General features: G+C 58.9%; 18 protein-coding genes. 9 read left to right on the forward strand and 9 right to left on the reverse strand.

The genetic code is table 11. From position 1 onward, the window contains the following. Positions 1-172 precede the first annotated feature (172 nt). The gene (locus tag J5J10_RS17865; RefSeq protein ID WP_211930892.1) at positions 173-1,561 is read right to left on the reverse strand and encodes a dipeptidase; all 1,389 of its coding nucleotides are present in this window, start codon (positions 1,559-1,561) and stop codon (positions 173-175) included. An 81-nt stretch (positions 1,562-1,642) separates the two neighbouring features. Beyond that, a complete protein-coding gene (locus J5J10_RS17870) occupies positions 1,643-2,059 on the reverse strand; it encodes a MarR family transcriptional regulator (RefSeq protein WP_208548065.1) in 417 nt (138 codons plus the stop codon). A gap of 389 nt (positions 2,060-2,448) precedes the next feature. On the opposite strand from J5J10_RS17870, the gene polA reads away from it, so the two are divergent. Further along, entirely contained in the window at positions 2,449-5,433 is a 2,985-nt protein-coding gene (gene polA / locus J5J10_RS17875) for a DNA polymerase I (RefSeq protein WP_211931290.1), read from the forward strand. A 10-nt stretch (positions 5,434-5,443) separates the two neighbouring features. Here polA and pcaQ read toward each other — a convergent pair whose 3' ends face one another. Next, on the reverse strand, positions 5,444-6,373 hold the full coding sequence (pcaQ, locus tag J5J10_RS17880; protein ID WP_211931291.1) for a pca operon transcription factor PcaQ: 930 nt from the start codon (positions 6,371-6,373) through the stop codon (positions 5,444-5,446). A gap of 76 nt (positions 6,374-6,449) precedes the next feature. On the opposite strand from pcaQ, the gene pcaD reads away from it, so the two are divergent. From pcaD to J5J10_RS17920, 8 genes are all read left to right on the forward strand, one after another. Then, on the forward strand, positions 6,450-7,238 hold the full coding sequence (gene pcaD / locus J5J10_RS17885) for a 3-oxoadipate enol-lactonase (protein WP_211930893.1): 789 nt from the start codon (positions 6,450-6,452) through the stop codon (positions 7,236-7,238). 10 nt (positions 7,239-7,248) lie between these two features. Beyond that, positions 7,249-7,662 carry a 4-carboxymuconolactone decarboxylase gene (pcaC, locus tag J5J10_RS17890; RefSeq protein WP_211930894.1) on the forward strand — a complete coding sequence of 138 codons (414 nt, stop codon included), beginning with the start codon at positions 7,249-7,251 and terminating at the stop codon, positions 7,660-7,662. Continuing rightward, positions 7,659-8,399: a protocatechuate 3,4-dioxygenase subunit beta gene (gene pcaH / locus J5J10_RS17895; protein ID WP_208548068.1), complete on the forward strand. Its 741-nt coding sequence runs from the start codon at positions 7,659-7,661 to the stop codon at positions 8,397-8,399. Before pcaC ends, pcaH begins: the two co-directional genes overlap by 4 nt. Position 8,400: 1 nt before the next feature. Then, positions 8,401-9,018 (forward strand): protocatechuate 3,4-dioxygenase subunit alpha, encoded by a 618-nt coding sequence (gene pcaG / locus J5J10_RS17900; RefSeq protein WP_211930895.1) that lies wholly within the window; start codon positions 8,401-8,403, stop codon positions 9,016-9,018. Positions 9,019-9,126: 108 nt separating this feature from the next. Beyond that, positions 9,127-9,834, forward strand: a complete 708-nt coding sequence (locus J5J10_RS17905; RefSeq protein ID WP_211931292.1) for a 3-oxoacid CoA-transferase subunit A — start codon at positions 9,127-9,129, stop codon at positions 9,832-9,834. Continuing rightward, complete coding sequence (locus J5J10_RS17910; protein WP_208548071.1) at positions 9,831-10,517, forward strand: 3-oxoacid CoA-transferase subunit B; 687 nt, start codon at positions 9,831-9,833, stop codon at positions 10,515-10,517. Before J5J10_RS17905 ends, J5J10_RS17910 begins: the two co-directional genes overlap by 4 nt. Before the next feature lie 10 nt (positions 10,518-10,527). Continuing rightward, positions 10,528-11,733 (forward strand): 3-oxoadipyl-CoA thiolase, encoded by a 1,206-nt coding sequence (gene pcaF / locus J5J10_RS17915; RefSeq protein ID WP_211930896.1) that lies wholly within the window; start codon positions 10,528-10,530, stop codon positions 11,731-11,733. A gap of 3 nt (positions 11,734-11,736) precedes the next feature. Continuing rightward, complete coding sequence (locus J5J10_RS17920; RefSeq protein WP_211930897.1) at positions 11,737-12,792, forward strand: 3-carboxy-cis,cis-muconate cycloisomerase; 1,056 nt, start codon at positions 11,737-11,739, stop codon at positions 12,790-12,792. 18 nt (positions 12,793-12,810) lie between these two features. On the opposite strand, the gene phnN is transcribed toward J5J10_RS17920, so the two are convergent. The 6 genes from phnN to phnD all read right to left on the reverse strand — a co-directional run bounded on the left by phnN (position 12,811) and on the right by phnD (position 18,820). Continuing rightward, positions 12,811-13,398, reverse strand: a complete 588-nt coding sequence (phnN, locus tag J5J10_RS17925) for a phosphonate metabolism protein/1,5-bisphosphokinase (PRPP-forming) PhnN (RefSeq protein WP_211930898.1) — start codon at positions 13,396-13,398, stop codon at positions 12,811-12,813. Next, positions 13,398-14,537, reverse strand: coding sequence for an alpha-D-ribose 1-methylphosphonate 5-triphosphate diphosphatase (locus J5J10_RS17930; protein WP_211930899.1), 1,140 nt, complete (start codon positions 14,535-14,537; stop codon positions 13,398-13,400). Before J5J10_RS17930 ends, phnN begins: the two co-directional genes overlap by 1 nt. Positions 14,538-14,552: 15 nt before the next feature. Beyond that, entirely contained in the window at positions 14,553-15,242 is a 690-nt protein-coding gene (locus tag J5J10_RS17935) for a DUF1045 domain-containing protein (protein ID WP_211930900.1), read from the reverse strand. A 94-nt stretch (positions 15,243-15,336) separates the two neighbouring features. Continuing rightward, a complete protein-coding gene (gene phnE, locus J5J10_RS17940; RefSeq protein ID WP_211930901.1) occupies positions 15,337-16,860 on the reverse strand; it encodes a phosphonate ABC transporter, permease protein PhnE in 1,524 nt (507 codons plus the stop codon). Between the two features lie 8 nt (positions 16,861-16,868). Next, entirely contained in the window at positions 16,869-17,831 is a 963-nt protein-coding gene (gene phnE / locus J5J10_RS17945; protein WP_208548077.1) for a phosphonate ABC transporter, permease protein PhnE, read from the reverse strand. 83 nt (positions 17,832-17,914) lie between these two features. Next, positions 17,915-18,820, reverse strand: coding sequence for a phosphonate ABC transporter substrate-binding protein (gene phnD / locus J5J10_RS17950; protein ID WP_208548078.1), 906 nt, complete (start codon positions 18,818-18,820; stop codon positions 17,915-17,917). Positions 18,821-18,880 lie beyond the last annotated feature (60 nt).

Below are 18,880 nucleotides of genomic sequence, written 5' to 3' on the forward strand. Positions count from 1 at the left end.
GAAGTGGAATGTAAGACTTATTTAACCTAGATGCAGGACCATCCTGCTACAGACAATGTAGAGCCCGGACGGGTTTCTCATGTACTACTCGGAAAATTCGACCACGGATGTACTGGCGTTTTGTTCTGAGACGATGAAAAGGTCGGGCATGCCCGACCTTTTTGCGTTTTGATTACTTCCCAAGCGCATCGATGATCCGGATCCACGAGCGGATGCCCTTTTCAAAGGATTGAAGATCGTACTTTTCGTTCGGCGAATGGATGCGGTCATCCACCAGCCCGAATCCGACGAGAAGCGAGTCCATGCCGAGCATCTTCTGGAAATCGCCTACGATCGGTATCGACCCACCCATGCCGATCACGACAGCCGGTTTCGGCCATTCATCGGAAAGCGCAGTCTTGGCCTTCGTCAGGACAGGCGAGTCGTAGGACAGTTGAATGGCGGGTGAGCCCCCGTGCTCATGGAATTCGACCGTGCAATCCGCCGGTATCTTCGAGCGGACATAGGCGCGGAAGCTTTCCCTAACCGCCGACGGATCCTGTTGCCCGACCAGACGGAAAGATACTTTGGCGGAGGCTTGAGCGGCGATAACCGTCTTGAAGCCTTCTCCTGTATATCCGCCCGTGATGCCATTGACCTCTGCCGTCGGTCTTGCCCAGGTGAGTTCAAGTACGGATCGCCCCTTCTCGCCTGACGGAACAGAAAGGCCGACTTCACCCAGAAAACTCTCGGCACTTCTGCCCAGCTTTTCCCACGACGCCTTTATATTCGCTGGCGTTTCCTCAACGCCGTTGTAAAACCCCGGCAGCGTGACCCGACCGGTTTCGTCATGAAGTCCTGCCAGGATGTTTGCAAGGATGTGGATGGGATTGGCCGCCGCGCCGCCGAAGAGGCCTGAATGCAGGTCGCGATCAGCGGCCTTGATCGTCACCTCCTCGCCGACCAGGCCCCGCAAGGCTGCGGCAATCGCGGGTGTATCCCTGTCCCACATGCCGGTGTCGCAAACCAGGGCGTAGTCAGCTTTCAGTTCCGCCGCATTCGCCTCAAGAAACGGCTTGAGGGATGGCGAGCCGGACTCCTCCTCTCCCTCGAACAGGATGGTAATTCTGATAGGCAGGCCGCCATGAATGTCCCTGTATGCTCTGCAAGCCTCGACGAAGGTCAGCAACTGCCCCTTGTCATCAGCCGTCCCACGACCGGTAATGACCTTTCGTCCGCCCTCAAGCTCTCGAATGGACGGATCGAATGGGTCATTGTCCCACAGGTTGAGGGGATCGACGGGCTGTACGTCATAGTGACCGTAGAACAGCACATGTGGCGCATCCGGTGCCTCTGCCTCATGATGAGCCACCACCATGGGATGGCCTGACGTGTTGCGCACCGATGCCTCGAAGCCGAGCTCTGACAAGACTTTTGCCAGCCATTCAGCGGCCTTGCGGCAATCGGCAGCATAGGCTGGGTCGGTCGAGATTGACGGTATTCTCACCAGGTCGAACAGACGGTCGAGACTGGCGGAGAAGTTCTGATCGGCTCGATCGAGCACGGCTGAAAGTTGGGTCATGTCCAAGTCCTGCATTGCGAATGGACGCGGACGATAAACCAACGGGTCGGCTGTTTCGAGACTTCTTGGAAAAAATGCCGGCTAGAGTTTGCGGGCGTTGTCGATCGCCAGACGAATGTATTCCAGCATCAACTCGCGCTCGAAACGCCGGAAACCCTTAAAGAGCGCGTCATCGGCCTCGGATGCGACAGAGATGGCCTCGTCCCGCATCGAGCGTGCCTTATCCGTCAGATAGATGAGTTGCGCACGCTTGTCCGTCGGATGCGGCCGCCGCTCGATCAGTCCGTCCCGCTGCATGCGCGACAAAGTGTTCGCCATGGTGGCTTGCTCGACGTCCACGCGCTCGAGCAACTGAGCCTGGGTAAGGCCCTCTTCATCCCAAAGTTCCAGCAGAATAGGAAATTGCCCGGGAGAAAACCCGAGTTTCACGGCCTTGGTGTGGAGTGAGCGCGAAAAGCCCTTGGCCAGCTGTGCCGCGAGGTAGGTTGCAGAATCCATGTACTTGAAAGCCACTGTTACGAACGGCCGCAGTCTCACGCGAAACTTATAATAAATTGCTAGCGATCGAATGCGGCTTCAGGGAAATTTTCGCAGCCCGAATAAGCAAAAACCGCCACGGCTTGGAGGCGGGCCGTGGCGGTCTGAAAAAGTAGGACAAAGGCCCGGAGAGGGGGATAAGGCCTTTGCCCAAGTCTGACGCGGCGGGGGACGAGCCAACTATCAGACTGCGGCGTGATCAATCGCCGGTGACTAGGAAATGATAGGCCAAATATGGTTTTTCAAGGGAAGGGTGGATTACAATTCGGTAACGTTGGCGTGAGGCACTGAGCAGCCCGACGGTCAAGTTTCAATGGACCTTACGCATGGCCCGCGCTATCCATGCAGCCATGAAAAAAGGCGATCATCTCTTCCTCGTTGACGGCTCGGGTTTCATCTTCCGGGCCTTTCATGCTTTGCCGGCCCTTACCCGCAAGTCGGACGGCCTTCCCGTGGGCGCTGTCTCCGGCTTCTGCAACATGCTTTGGAAGTTATTGACGGATGCCCGCGACACCTCCGTCGGCGTAACGCCGACGCATTTCGCCGTAATCTTCGACTATTCGTCAAAAACGTTCCGCAAGGAAATTTACGAAGCCTACAAAGCAAACCGCAGCGCGCCACCGGAGGATCTGGTGCCGCAGTTCGGCCTGATCAGGGAGGCGACCCGCGCCTTTAATCTTCCCTGCATCGAAACGGAGGGATTCGAGGCCGATGACATCATCGCCACCTACGCGCGGCGTGCCGAGGCCGCTGGCGCCGACGTCACGATCATCTCTTCCGACAAGGATCTGATGCAATTGGTGACCCCCAACGTCCACATGTATGACAGCATGAAGGACAAGCAGATCGGCATTCCGGACGTTATCGAGAAGTGGGGCGTCCCGCCTGAGAAGATGATCGACCTGCAGTCACTGACAGGGGACTCGACCGACAACATCCCCGGAATCCCGGGCATCGGTCCGAAGACGGCGGCACAGCTGCTTGAGCAGTTCGGCGATTTGGATACCCTTCTCGCGAGAGCCGGCGAGATCAAGCAGGACAAGCGACGCGAATCGATCATCGCCAACACCGAGCAGGCGCTTCTGTCGCGCCAGCTCGTAACGTTGCGCACGGACGTGCCTCTCGAGCTGGATCTGGATGCGCTGGTTCTTGAGCCGCAAGACGGTCCGAAACTGATCGCATTTTTGAAGACCATGGAGTTCTCAACGCTGACGCGGCGCGTGGGAGAAGCGACTGGAACCTCCGTGAATGACGTCGAACCGGGCCATGTACCTGTGGAGTGGGGCGCCGCCGCCCACGGACCCGATCTGGATACGATCTCTGGAGGCGAAACTCCGACGCCGTTGTCCGCCGCGACTATGTCCGGCACTGCAGCCTCTGCGACCCGGTCTGCCGGAGAGCAGAGTCCGCATGACCTTTCCGCAGCCCGATCCGCGGCCTTCCTGGGAGGGCAGATCGACCGGTCATCCTATGTCACGATCCGAGACATGACCGTTCTTGCCGACTGGATCAGGGCGGCCAGGGAAGCCGGTATCGTCGCTTTCGACACCGAGTCGACTTCGTTGGATCCGATGCAGGCGGAGCTGGTGGGATTTTCCCTTGCTATTCCGGACAACGCTGCTTCGCCGGCCGGCCTGCCGGTCCGCGCTGCTTATGTTCCGTTGAACCACAAGAGCGGTCATGGCGATCTGCTGGGGGGAGGATTGTCGGATGGCCAGATTCCGGAGCGGGAAGCACTGGCGGCATTGAGGACCTTGCTGGAAGACCCAGCAGTCCTGAAGATCGCCCAGAACCTGAAATACGACTACCTCCTGATGAAACGCTATGGCATCTCTGTCGCTCCCTTCGACGACACGATGCTGATGTCTTACGTGCTGGAGGCCGGGCGCGGCGCCCACGGAATGGACAGCCTCTCCGAGCGCTGGCTCGGGCATGAGCCGATCGCGTACAAGGACGTGGCCGGCTCGGGCAAATCGAGCGTCACATTCGATCTGGTGGACATCGAAAAAGCGACAGCCTACGCGGCGGAAGACGCCGATGTGACGTTGCGGCTTTGGATGGTTCTGAAGCCGAAGCTTGTGGCTGACGGATTGATGCGCGTCTATGAGCGGCTGGAGCGGCCACTGGTTCCGGTTCTTGCCGAGATGGAAGAACGTGGCATAACCGTTGATCGGCAGATTTTGTCCCGCTTGTCTGGAGAGCTTGCCCAAAAGGCGGCTGGCATTGAAGAAGAGATTTATACACTTGCGGGTGAGCGCTTCAACATCGGCTCGCCCAAACAGCTAGGTGATATCCTGTTTGGTCGCATGGGGCTTCCCGGAGGCACCAAGACGAAGACGGGCCAGTGGTCGACGTCCGCACAGGTGCTTGAGGATCTTGCAGCGGAAGGTGCTGAGCTGCCGCGCAAGATCGTTGACTGGCGACAGCTCACGAAGCTGAAATCGACGTACACGGACGCCCTGCCAGGCTACGTTCATCCGCAGACGAAACGCGTTCATACCTCGTATTCTCTCGCGTCTACCACAACCGGGCGCCTCTCCTCCTCGGAGCCCAACCTGCAGAACATACCGGTTCGCACGGCCGAGGGCAGAAAGATTCGAACCGCCTTCATCTCGACACCCGGCCATAAGCTCCTGTCCGCCGACTACAGTCAGATTGAGCTTCGTGTGCTGGCCCATGTCGCCGACATTCCGCAATTGCGACAGGCTTTCGCCGACGGGATCGACATCCATGCGATGACGGCTTCGGAAATGTTTGGAGTTCCGGTCGACGGAATGCCTTCGGAAATCCGTCGCCGTGCCAAGGCGATCAACTTCGGCATAATCTACGGCATCTCTGCGTTCGGTCTGGCAAACCAGCTTGCCATAGAGAGGTCGGAAGCCGGCGAATATATCAAGAAGTATTTCGAGCGCTTCCCCGGCATCAGGGACTACATGGAGGGCACCAAAGCCTTTGCGCGCGAAAACGGATATGTCGAAACGATTTTCGGTCGACGCGCGCACTACCCGGATATCAAATCGTCAAACCCGTCTATGCGGGCCTTCAACGAACGGGCGGCGATTAACGCGCCGATCCAGGGATCGGCGGCAGATATCATTCGCCGTGCGATGGTACGGGTAGAGCCCGCGCTCGATGCGGCCGGTTTTGGCGCGCGTGCGCGAATGCTCCTGCAGGTCCATGATGAACTGATATTCGAGGTGGAAGACGAGGCAGTTGAGGCGGTTATTCCACTGGTTGTTGATGTCATGGAAAATGCGGCCATGCCAGCTATCTCCATGAAAGTGCCGCTTAAAGTGGATGCACGTGCGGCGAACAACTGGGATGAAGCGCACTGACGGGAAGCGACTAACCGGCGCGTGATGCCACGTGCTCCCGAATAACCTGCTTCATGAGCGATAGAGCCGCACTCGGCTCCGACGTCGCTTGGGTCGTCAGACCCACCGCGCCCCGGGTCTCCTTCATGTCGACGGGCAGTTCGGCAAGGCCGCCTCCGGCAAGGTCGTTGACGACAGCGCCCCGCGAAATGATCCAGACGGCATCATGGCGCATTGTGTAGGCGCGACCGAACGAATCGGAGACCGTTTCTATAGTGTTTGGCAGATCCGGAATGCCGTTCGTCAGAAGCAGCCGGTCGACGAATGGTCGGATGACCGAGCCGGCGATCGGCATGAGTACGACATAGTTGGCGAGTTCGTTCAGCGTGAAGTTGCGACGGGCGGCAAGTGGGTGCGAGGGCCGTGTCACGATCACTACCTCCTCGCTGTAGAGCGGCTCGAAAAACAGCCCCGTCATCCGCTCCGGGGCGCCCAGTCTGCCAACCACCAGATCGAGTTCGCCTAGCCTCAAGGCGTCGAGCAGAACTTTGTTGTCTCCGGAAACTATGGTGACCTGACTTCCTGTTTGCTGTCGCAGAAAATCTGACACGGCATCCGGCAGGAAGGTTGTTGAGGCGGTTGGCAAACTGCCGATCCGGATGGGCGGCCCCTCCGACTTCTGCACCTCTGCAATCGAATCGATCCCCCTCTGCACTGCCGCCACGCATTCTCCTGCGTGCCGGAGAAATATATCGCCAAAATGAGACAGGCGAATACCGCGGCCCTCTTTCTCGACAAGGGCGACGCCAAGAATGGTTTCCAGTTCCCCGATCGTTCGGGAGACAGCAGGCTGCGTAACCGCGAGAGCATCGGCGGCCTTGCCGATGCTGCGATGCCGCCCGACTTCGAGAAACGTCTGCAAGTGCCGAAACTTGATCCGTGCGTCCAAAGCATTCCCAATCTGTTATGGATTTGGTCCGAAATATCATTTTACCTTGCTTATTTCACCGCCTAATTTGGTCTCAGAGGAGAAAATCATGGCTTTTGCCAACGTCAACGACACCACTGTCCACTACGAAATGATCGGCGACGCGTCTGCGAGGAAGGTAATCGTCTTCTCCAATTCGCTCGGTACCGACTTTCGGATTTGGTTGCCGCTGTTCGACGAGCTGGAGGACGACGTGTCGATCCTGCTCTACGATTCGCGCGGTCACGGGCTCTCAGGTCTCGGACCGTCGCCGTTTATGATGGATGATCTTGTCGACGATTTGATCGGCCTCGTGGAGCATGTCGGCATATCAAAAGCGGTCTTCTGTGGCCTGTCGGTTGGCGGATTGATCGTTCAGGGCCTCTGGCGGAAGCGGCCGGATCTCGTGAGACGAATGATCCTCTGCGACACCGCGCCGAAGATCGGGACGGCGGATGTCTGGAATGCTCGAATCGATGCTATCGACAAAGGTGGCCTCGAATCAATCTCGCAAAGCGTAATGGAACGCTGGTTCACGCCCGCTTTCCGGACGGAGCGTCCGGAGGAACTGTCGGGTTACAGGCTGATGATGGAACGCCAGTCCATCAACGGTTATGTGCAGACCTGCAAGGCTCTGCGCGACACCGACTTCACCGATGTTTTGCCCACAATCACCGTGCCCGCCTTGTTTGTTGTCGGTGACGAGGACGGGTCGACGCCTGTCGATCTTGTGCGCCGCGCCGCCGATGGCGTCCCCGGCTCTCGTTTTGAGGTTATCGCGGAATGCGGACACATTCCCTGTGTGGAGCAGCCGGAGGCGCTCGCACGCCTTATCCGCTCCTTTACCGGCAAGCCATGAAAGGAAGAGCATGAGCGGAGAACAAAAATCGGCTCGCTTCAATCAGGGTATGGAAACCCGTCGTCAGGTCCTGGGTGACAGCTATGTCAACGGGACTGTTGCCTCCAAGACGGCGTTCGACGAGCCGTTTCAGGACCTTATCACCGAGGCGGCCTGGGGGCATGTGTGGTCAAGGCCCAATTGGACGAAGCGCGAACGCTCTATCGTCACCATCGCTCTACTTGCGGCACTCGGCCACGACGAGGAAGTGGCCATGCATGTCCAGGCGACCAGAAATACCGGTGCCACAAAAGACGACCTGATGGAAGCAATGCTGCACGTGGCAATCTATGCCGGCGTTCCCGCCGCCAATCACGCCATCAAGATCGTGAAGGCCGCGCTGCAACAGATCGAGGACACGACCGTGTCGGAGGAGGGAAAATGAGGAACACCATGCCTGAAACGGGCGCATTTTTCGCCCGTGACCGCGAGATGCATCCGCCGGCCTATACGCCGTGGTACAAGACGACTGTCCTGCGATCGCCGCAGCGGGCCCTGATCTCCCTTGATGGAACCAAGAGCGAGATCACCGGTCCCGTATTCGGCCACAATATGCTGAACGAACTCGATAACGATCTCATATCCAACTACGCAAAACCGGGAGAGATGCCGATCGGGCAACGTATATTGGTGCATGGTCGTGTGCTGGACGAGCGTGGCGTGGGTGTCGATGGTGCGCTTGTGGAGTTCTGGCAGGCCAATGCGGGCGGCCGCTACCGGCACAAGAAGGAAACCTACCTGGCGCCGCTCGATCCGAATTTTGGCGGTGTTGGTCGCACGATCACCGATGAAAACGGCTACTACTGGTTCAAGACAATCAAGCCGGGCCCCTATCCCTGGCCGAATGGTGTCAACGACTGGCGGCCCGCCCACATTCACTTCTCGATCTTCGGACACGGCTTCGCCCAGCGCCTGATCACGCAGATGTACTTTGAAGGCGATCCGCTGATCTGGATTTGTCCCATCGTGAAAACCATACCGGACGAGGAGGCGATCAAGCGCCTTGTCGCCCCGCTCGACATGAACAATACCATTCCGCACGATATGCGGGCTTACAAGTTCGATATTGTCTTGCGTGGTCGCCGTTCGACGATGTTCGAAAACCGCAAGGAGGGCAACTGACATGGTCCAGCCACTCGGCTATCTGAAAGAGTCCGCCTCGCAGACGGCAGGTCCCTATGTGCATATAGGCTGCACGCCCAATTTCAGCGGCATCCACGGGGTTTATGAAAAAGACCTTGGCTCCGGCCCGCTCTACAACGACAAGACGAAGGGCGAGCGTATTACCGTTCGGGGCTTCGTCTATGACGGATCCGGAACGCCGCTAAAGGACGCCTTGGTGGAGATATGGCAGGCCGACGCCGATGGCTTCTACCAGAGCCCGTCGGAGATGCGTGGAAAAGCGGATCCGGAATTCTTCGGATGGGCTCGATGCCCCGGAGACATGGCGACAGGTGAATTTCTTTTCGAGACGATAAAGCCGGGGCGCGTCCCGCACTCGAACGGGAAGCTGATGGCGCCGCACATCACATTCTGGATAGTGGCGCGTGGCATCAATATCGGCCTCCAGACCCGCATGTATTTTCCGGACGAGGAAGCCGCCAACGCCGAGGATCCGATCCTCGGCCGCATCGAATTGAAAGTGCGCGTGCCAACGCTGATCGCGCGGAAGGACGGCAATACCTACACGTTCGATATCCACTTGCAGGGTGAGAAGGAGACCATCTTTTTCGACATCTGATCGGAAGAGGAAGAGACGAAGCCCATCCAATCAGGGATAGGGTTCATCTTTCGACTTAACGCTGAGGCTGCAGGCGAGAAACACGCCGCGCCGGTATGGAGAATGCGGATGGACAAGAGGATTGCGACGCTGGTCGATGCGGTTGCCGGTATCGGCGACGGCGCGACGGTGATGATCGGTGGGTTTGGCGGCTCGGGGGCGCCGATCGAGCTTATTCATGCGCTGATAGACAAGGGCCCCAGGAACCTTACGGTCATCAACAACAACGCTGGTAATGGGCATGTGGGCCTCGCCGCCATGATCGAGCAGGGATTGATCAGGAAGATGATCTGCTCTTTTCCGCGTTCGGCGGACCCAAAGGTGTTTACCGATCTCTATCTCGCAAGAAAAATTGAACTCGAGCTCGTTCCTCAGGGAACGCTCGCCGAGCGCATTCGTGCCGGAGGTGCGGGCATACCTGCATTCTATACGCCGACCAGCTATGGGACTGAATTGGCCGAGGGTAAGCCGGTCGCCGAGTTCGACGGGCGCCACTACGTTCAGGAGCGTTGGCTGAAGGCGGATTTCGCGATCATCAAGGCCGAACTGGGCGATCCTCTGGGCAACTTGACGTACCGAATGGCCGCGCGCAACTTCAATCCCCTGATGGCCATGGCTGCGACCAGGACAATAGCCCAGGTATCGCGGATTGTGGATGCAGGTGGGATTGATCCGGAGCATGTCATCACCCCAGGCATCTTCGTCGACGGCATTGTAGAAGTATCCGACCCGAAGCAGGAAGAAGTCCTCAACCGCGAGGGAGCCGTCTATCCATGAGCGACGCATTGAACAACATCAAGCTTTCCAACGAGCAGATCGCCTGGCGCGCGGCGCAGGACATCGAGGATGGTGCGTACGTCAATCTGGGAATCGGTTTTCCCGAGATGGTCGCGAAGTTTCAGCCGGGCGGACGGGAGGCGATCTTCCACACAGAAAACGGCGTGCTCGGCTTCGGTGAAGCGCCGGCAAAGGGCGAGGAAGACTGGGACCTCATCAATGCCGGCAAGAAGGCGATTACGCTTAAGCCCGGCGCGGCCTTCTTTCATCATGCCGACAGCTTCGCCATGGTCCGTGGCGGTCATCTCGACGTTGCGATTCTCGGCGCTTATCAGGTGGCGGAGAACGGAGATCTTGCCAACTGGTCGACAGGCAAGGGTGGAGTTCCGGCGGTGGGTGGAGCAATGGACCTCGTCCACGGTGCCAAGCGCGTTGCTGTCATCACGGAACATGTCACCAAGAATGGCGACCCTAAGCTTCTGCGGCGATGCACGATGCCATTGACCGGTGTCGGCTGTGTTACCCGCGTTTATACCTCGCTCGCTGTTGTCGACATCGAGAATGGTCATTTCGTCCTGCTCGAGAAGCTGCCGCAGATCTCCTATGACGACTTGCAGGCTGTGACCGGCGCGGAACTGAAAATCAAGGGTGCGATCGGCGACTTGATCGTTCCCGTCGTGTAGGAATGATGACATGACCGAAGCCTATATCTGCGACTACATCCGCACGCCGATCGGCCGCTTCGGCGGCTCGCTTTCGTCGGTTCGGGCCGACGATCTCGGAGCCATCCCATTGAAAGCGCTGATGGAGAACCATGTAGGCGTGGACTGGGAAGCGATCGACGACGTCATCTTCGGCTGTGCCAATCAGGCAGGAGAAGACAACCGCAATGTCGCCCGTATGTCACTTCTTTTGGCCGGGATGCCGGTTTCGGTGACAGGGACCACCATAAACAGGCTGTGCGGCTCCGGCATGGACGCCGTCATCGCTGCGGCGAGGGCGATCAAGTCCGGCGAAGCGGAGCTGATGATCGCGGGTGGAGTGGAAAGCATGTCACGTGCGCCCTTCGTGCTTCCGAAGGCTGAGACGGCTTTTTCCCGCAATGCCGAGATTTACGACACGACCATCGGCTGGCGTTTCGTCAATCCGCTGATGAAGAAACAATATGGCGTCGACTCGATGCCGGAAACGGGCGAGAATGTTGCGGAAGACTATCGTGTGAGCCGTGAAGACCAGGATGCCTTTGCGCTCCGGAGTCAGGCAAAAGCCGCTGAGGCGCAGGCGAACGGGCGGCTGGCGAGGGAGATCACGCCGGTGAGTATTCCGCAGCGAAAAGGCGATCCGCTACTCGTCGATCGCGATGAGCATCCGAGGGCAACGACGATGGAAGCGCTTGCCAAGCTCGGGACGCCTTTCAAGAAGGACGGTGGCACGGTGACAGCCGGAAATGCATCGGGTGTGAACGATGGTGCCGCGGCATTGATCATTGCATCGGAAGCGGCGGCGAGGAAACATGGGCTTACGCCGATCGCGCGAATCCTTGGTGGTGCCACAGCCGGTGTGCCGCCGCGTGTGATGGGTATCGGTCCGGCGCCAGCCTCACAGAAACTGATGACACGCCTTGGAATGAAGGAAAGCCAGTTCGACGTGATCGAGCTCAATGAAGCCTTCGCCTCACAGGGTCTCGCGACACTCCGTGAACTGGGGATTGCTGACGACGATCCCCGCGTTAACAGAAATGGTGGAGCGATCGCGCTTGGCCATCCCCTCGGCATGTCCGGCGCCCGCATCACCGGCACCGCAGCTCTGGAGCTTTCCCTCACCGGCGGTCGCTATGCCTTGTCGACCATGTGCATCGGTGTCGGGCAGGGCATCGCGCTCGCGCTGGGACGAGTCTGACGGATGTCGCTTAGCTCTCTCGCGTACCTCGACAGACTGCTCGGCGACGTCGAGATCGGCAAGCAGTTGGACGCAGACGCGGATATCGCAGCGATGCTCGCGTTTGAGGTGGCACTGGCGGAGGCGGGTGCAGACGTCGGCTTTATCTCCACTCCGGCAGTCGACGCAATTCGAGCCGCAGTGTCGTCTTTCAAGGTCGGTATGGAGGCGCTTGCGGCGTCAACGCTCAAGGACGGTGTGCCCGTCCCCGGACTTGTCGACCAGTTGCGCCGATATGTTGACGGTGAGCATGCGAAGGCAGTGCATTTTGGAGCGACGTCGCAGGACGTCGTTGACACGGCGCTCGCCATGAAGGCGGCTTCCGTCCTGGACATCCTTGCGGGAAGACTTGAAGCGGTGGAACGAGAACTGGGGTCGTTGATCCTCCGGTTCGGCGAGAAGCCTCTTATGGCACGGACCAGAATGCAGGCAGCAATTCCGATCAGCGTCGCCGATCGGGTGGGCAACTGGCGCACCTCCGTTCGTCAACTGGCCGGGGAACTTCCCGTTGTCCGCGAAGGGATCGCCGTCGTCTCGCTCGGGGGCGCCGCAGGAACGGCTGAAAAGTACGGGGACCGTATTGAGCCAGTGCGCCGGAAGCTTGCAGACCGTTTGTCCCTTCACGTTCCGGATTATGTTCCACATACCGATCGCAGGCGGATCGCTGATCTTGCCAATTTCCTATCCAAGGTGACCGGGAGCCTTGGCAAAATCGGCCAGGACGCTGCACTGATGGTGCAGAATGGCATAGGCCAGATTTCAATCGGTGGCGGTGGCGGTTCGTCGGCGATGCCGCACAAGCAGAACCCGGTGCGGGCCGAAGTTCTGGTCGCGCTGGCGCGATTCAACGCAGTTCAGGTGTCCGCCATCCATCATGCGCTGGTCCATGAACAGGAGCGCTCCGGATCGGCCTGGACGCTCGAATGGCTTGTCATGCCGCAGATGATGGAGGCGGCGGGTGTGGCACTAAACCATGCGATCTCGATGCTGTCGTCGGTCGAAAGCATTGGCGATCCCTGATCGGCGGGCGTGCCTGTGTCAGTTGCAGCCGATCAGAGGTTCGAGGATATCGATGAGCATGCGGGCCGCCTCGTCGACCTCGCCGCTGTTGTCGATCGAGATGACGTTGAACGGTCCATCGACTTGCAATGAACCACGGGCCAGCCGGGCGAGAATGTCTTCCCGGCTCTCTCGCCCTCGCAGTTCCAGCCGGCGCGCGAGCACGTCCGGTTGGGCGAAGATGTTGATGACCAGTAGGGGATCGAAGGCGGATGCGAACAGCGGCAAGGCTGAGCGCGATCCGTTGGCAATGACGAGGTGACCCAGTGCGAGCTTCTCGTGAACGCAGGCCGGTATGCCATAGCTCAAACCATGCGCATCCCAGTCGACTGCGAAGGCGCCGGTCGCGCGCATGGCCGCAAACTCTTCGGCAGTGACCCCCCGATGGTCTTCGCCGCCCGCGTCTTCCGGTCGGGTAATGACACGGCGCACGAGATGAACATCTTCACGGCCGGCGAACTGTTCCATAGATCTACCGATCAACGTGTCCTTCCCTGCGCCGCTCGGACCGACGACAACGACAAGCGTCCCGCGGCTTTGATCCTGTGTCGCTGTTGCGCGTGACATCAGGCGACCCGTTCGCCTTCCCGCCAGACGGAGCGCACGACAGGAACACCATGATCCCTGCGCACCCGAACAAGGTCGGCGCGAAGGCCAGGAGCAATGTGACCCCGGTCGTCAAGACCCACGGTCTTGGCCGGTGTCGAGGTGACCATCGCAAGCGCCTTTGGCAGCGTTATGTTTTCGAATTCGTCGGCGAGTACGAATGGAGCGTGCAGCAGGCTAAGCGGCACATAGTCCGACGACAGCACGTCGAGTACGCCCCGCGAGGCGAGATCGCGAGCGGCTATATTGCCGGAGTGGGATTTTCCGCGGACCACGTTCGGAGCTCCCATTAGCACGCTCATGCCAGCCGCATGCGATGCGTCGGCAGCGTCAAGGCTCGTCGGAAACTCCGCGAGCCTCACGCCATAACTCTTGGCTTCCTCGACATGGGCGAGCGTCGCGTCGTCATGGCTGGCAATGGTGATGCCACGCGCTGCGCACACGCTCGCAAGGCGTTCGCGATGGGGAGCCGCATAGCGCTCAGACGATTCCTGCCGACGGGCGACGAAGTGCGCGAATTCCTCGTCCGAGAGGCCGCGCTTGGTCTTGTAGTAAAGTGTGTACTGTTCCATCGTCTGGAACTGGCGCTGGCCAGGTGCATGGTCCATCAGCGACACCAGCCGAACGGCCGGATCGTTTTCGAAGTCGGAGAAGTGTTCAAGCACATCTGCCGCCGATACTTCGCATCGCAGGTGCAACAGGTGATCGGCACGCAGGCGATCTTCACGGGCGGCCGACTGGATCGCGTCTGCCATCTCACGCATCTCGCCCTTGGTAAAGCCACCGTCCTCATCCGAGCCCATGCGCAGGCAATCGAAGACGGTGGTAATACCGGAGGTCACGACTTGCGCATCATGCGCCTGAATGGCGGAAATCTTGTTCCAGCGAACGCCCGGGCGTGGAGAGTAGTGGGCTTCCAGATGGTCGGTGTGCAATTCCACAAGGCCTGCGATGAGGTAGTCTCCCCCGAAGTCCTCGCCGATGCGCGAAGGCCCACTTGAGATATCAGCGATCCGCCCGTCGCGGATGATCACGGTCCCATCGACAATATCTTGATCGAGGACGATCCTGGCATTGGAGAGAACGGTTTCCTTCAACATGTTTTTCTTCCGGGTTCAGGCTGCGCCGAGTGGCCGCCAGGTGTGAACAATAAAAGGACCGCCCGGCTCTTCCTCACGAAAAAGACCCAAGCCGGCGATCGCCAGCGGACGATCGACGAAAGCGGCAAAGCGCGATTGCAGAAGCTCGAGGAATGCTGCTTGTTTCTCGCCGGGAACCTGGCCGGTCAGCGTCAGGTGAAAACGGAATTCATCGAACACGTACGGATAACCCCAACGACCGAGATTGTCGCGCTGCGCCGGCGATAGGCGCTCAGGCTTGCGCCTTGCGATGTCCGCCTCGGTCAGCGGCGCGCGGAATCGTTCAAATCCCTCTACCACCGAAGCCGCGAAGTTCTGAAGCTGAGGGTAAACCTTGTCGGGTACAATCGCGAAGAACGCGCCGATCTGTCCGAGGGTGACACGTGGAATCTCGATCGGACCCGTGGTGGCGCAAAAATCGGCGAAGGCGGAGAGAAGATCGCTTTCGCCAAAGTCGGACGCCAGACGGAATGGTGCCTTCAACGTAGCGTGGAAGCCGTAGCGCCGTGGATCCGCCGTAAGAGCGAACAGGTCTTCTGACGACAGTCCGTTCTCCGCCGAAAGCGGATAGACCGCCTCCGAAAAGGCATCCCTGCCGAGCCACCGGGCCGCCGCCTCGTTCAGGGGAGCCCCGGGGTGCGGGCAAAAGTAGATCGCGTAGCGCAAGGTGATGTCCCAGTTGGTTTTATGGCAGTCTGTTATGATACCAGAGCCGGTGTTGTCGATCGACAAAGACGGGCGACGGTCGCCTCGCCTCCGACTAGTGCATCGTTCTCCCGATCAGGCGCGACCGAATGGCGTTGGATATGTGATCGAAGATGAAAACGACGATCAGGATCAGCAAAACCATATAGGCCACGTTCTCCCAGTCGGAATTGGTCCGCATCGCCTCCCAGAGCTTGAGGCCGATGCCGCCGGCACCGACGGCGCCGATGATGGTCGCAGAGCGGGTATTCGACTCCCAGAAGTAAAGGGCTTGGGAGGCGAAGACCGGCATGACTTGCGGCATCACCCCGTAACGCTGCACCGCAAGTGCCGGAGCTCCAACGGATTTCACCCCTTCGCGCTGTTTATCGTCGATATTCTCCAGAGCTTCGGCGTAGAGCTTACCGAGCGTGCCGGTGTCGGTGAAGAAAATCGCAGAAATTCCGGCCAGCGGTCCCGGGCCGAACGCTCGGGTGAAAAACAGCGCCCAGATCAGCATGTCGACCGACCGAAGGAAGTCGAACAGTCTTTTCGTGACCTGATTCACCGGTCGGTTCCGGGTAATGTTGCGCGCGGCGATGAAGGAAAGGGGAAATGCAAAGAGCATTGCGAGCAATGTCCCCATGAATGCCATTACGATGGTCTGCAGCAACTTGGTCCACACATCGAGATGTTGCCACGAGGCATTATAGAGGATGTTGTTCCAAGCAAGTGACAGATTGCTCATGCTAGGATCAAGTCGTTCGTCCGACGTAACCGCGCGCCACACCTCACCGGCAGACATCCCGAAGAAGGGAGAATTCGTATCAAAAATGAAATTCTCCCAGCCGAAGAAGCGCTTGCGCACGCGTACACGCTCCGATGAGACGTCGAGCCACCCTGCGGTGCCGAAATACGCAATAACGCGCCCGCCTTCATAGCGTTGCTCGACCCAGTCTGCGGACGGCCCGTCGATGGTCACTGTGTCGGCCGCGGAATCGAGGAGCAGGCGTACAGTTTCGTCGCCGCGTGTCATTGTGACAGTGTCGCTTGTGATCGAGACGGTGGCATTGCTACCGAGTATCACGTTTGCTTCGACGATCGCCTCTTCGCGGCTAGCACTTTGCGGTGCCGGCGCAGTCGGCGCTTCCGGCGTCATATCGCCAGCCTGTGGGCTTGGCGACGCCATGAAGCTGAAGGAGGAAGTGGCTTTCGGCATAGCCGTTGCCGCGGGCTTCTCCGAAGCGGCGGAGTTGTCACGCGTGATCATCTCCCGTTTGGTCTCTATCCAGTCTGGATCGGGATTTGGACCGATCGGATCGAAACGCGGGTAACCGAGGGTGATCGCTCCGTCGCGGTCCATCTCGAATTCCGGACGAATCTCGTACGATACCCAATCGGCGAGATAGTTGCCGGCTATCCCCCAATTGGCTTCGGAAAGCGTCTTGCCAATGGCGAAGAACCACCAGCAGAAAATCAGGTAAAGGGTAAGAACCAAAACCGAAAAGGGCGCCCTGTAGCGTTGCCAGAGGCTTCGCTTCAAAACTTCCGGATAACGGTGTTCCAGGCGGTTTAGCTCGGCAGCGGTGATAGTCGACATTTGAAACCTCACGAAACCGAGTGGAACGCCTGCTCGCCGACGAGCTTGCGTCTGAGCCAGGCGGAGAACTGGTCGACGGCGACAACGGTCGTCAGCAACAGGAGAATGATTGCAAGAGTTTTTGCTTCGTGACCCTGGCTGATTGACAGGCGCAGCACTTCGCCGATACCGCCGCCGCCAACTGCGCCGATGATCGTCGATGCGCGCACGTTGATCTCCAGGCGCAACAGAAAATAGCTCATGAAGTTCGGCATGACCTGGGGCGTGATTGCGAACCACACACGCTCGAACCAGTTCGCGCCAACCGCACGCAGGCCATCATCGGGGCGCATGTCCGCATTCTCGATAACTTCGAAGAAAAGCTTCCCGAGCGCTCCGATTGTATGGATCGTCACTGCGATGATTGCGGGGATCGGGCCAAGTGACAAAATAGCAAGGAAGAAACCGGCGATCACGACCTCGGGAAAAGCGCGAAGGATCTCCATGAAGCGCCGCACCGGCCAACGAATCCACGTGTAAGGCATCATGTTCTTGGCGGCGAGAAACGCGAGGGCAAAGCCCAGGATCATGGCAATCACGGTCGACATCAACGCGATGTTCACCGTCTCGATCATCTTGTAGAAGTATTCGGGAATGTAGAGGGTGTCGGTGATATAGAAACGGCCTTCCGGATAATTGAACTTCAAGCTGCCATCGTCATAGGGAGACGGAAGGTCAAACAAGGCTCTCCAGATTTCCCAGCCGTCACGTGGCACAAGTTCCCCGACGAAGTCGAAGAAATAGGGCAGACGATCGAAGAACTTGCCGGCATTGGTTTCGTTAGCGAACCAGACCGATCCACCGATCGCAACTATGAGAATGACAACGCCGAGAATGGTGTACATCCTCCGCTTTGCTGCCAGCTCCTGCCAATGGCGCTCGACGGCTGCGCCGCGCTCGCTCAAATGTGGCTGCATCGCCGTCATGGCCATCGCCCGGTATCCTTCCGACTGCTGTCAACAACGGAAGACCGCCGATCGTCGAGCGACCGGCGGTCTCGGTATTACGGACTATATCAGCCGCCAATTGTTGCCTTGCGGGCGTCGATGATAGGCTTGTAGAAGTCGACGTTGACTTCGGCGAAACCCTTGAAGTCGCCGCCCTGGATGGCCGAGAAGCAAGCTGGGTCGGATTCCGGCAGACCCATCATGAATTCCTTGAACTTGGTCTTCATGTCGTCGTTCATCGAGCTGCGGATAACGATCGGGCCGTTCGGGATCAGCGGCGACTGCCAGAGTTCAACAAGGTCGTCCATATTCAGGATACCCTTATCGACCATCTTGCGCAGGTTGCCCGAGGTGTAGCCGTCCTTGAACTCGCCAACGCCGGATGCCCATGTCGTGCCCGCGTCGAAGGTGCCCTTCAGCACTTCAAGAACCAGGTTTTCATGGCCGCCGCCAAAGCCGGTTTCGGAGAAATACTCCTTTACGGGTCCGCCAATCGCTTCAGGCAGCGTAACGGTCGGGATCAGATAGCCCGATGTCGAATCGGGATCTGCGAAGCCGAGCTTCTTGCCCTTCATTTCCTCAAGCTTGGTGATGCCCGAATCCTTGCGTGCGACCATCACGGAGTGATAGCCCATGGAACCGTCGGTCTGGACAGTGGTCAGGATCGGCTCCACGGCTTCGGCGTTTGCGAGGTAAACCTTGGCATAGCCGGATGCGCCCAGTTCGGCGTAGTCGAGCGTGCCGCCGAGCAGGCCCTGGATGACGCCGTCATAGTCTGCTGCCGGGAACAGCGAGACCTTTTCGACGCCGATGGCGGCCGGCAGCTTGTCGACCATGCACTGGAAATTGCGCAGGCGGTCGGCTTCGTTTTCGCCGCCCAGGATACCGATGCGGAATTCCTTGAGGTCTTCGGCGTGAGCGCCGCCGGCGAGTGCGACGAGGGCAGCCGTGGCGAGCAGGGTCTTCTTCAACATGAGTTCTCTCCTGTTTGTTGGATCAGTCCGGATAAGATCGCGTTATGCAGCGCCCTTTAC

The organism is Ciceribacter sp. L1K23 (assembly GCF_018122705.1).
Taxonomy (GTDB): domain Bacteria; phylum Pseudomonadota; class Alphaproteobacteria; order Rhizobiales; family Rhizobiaceae; genus Allorhizobium.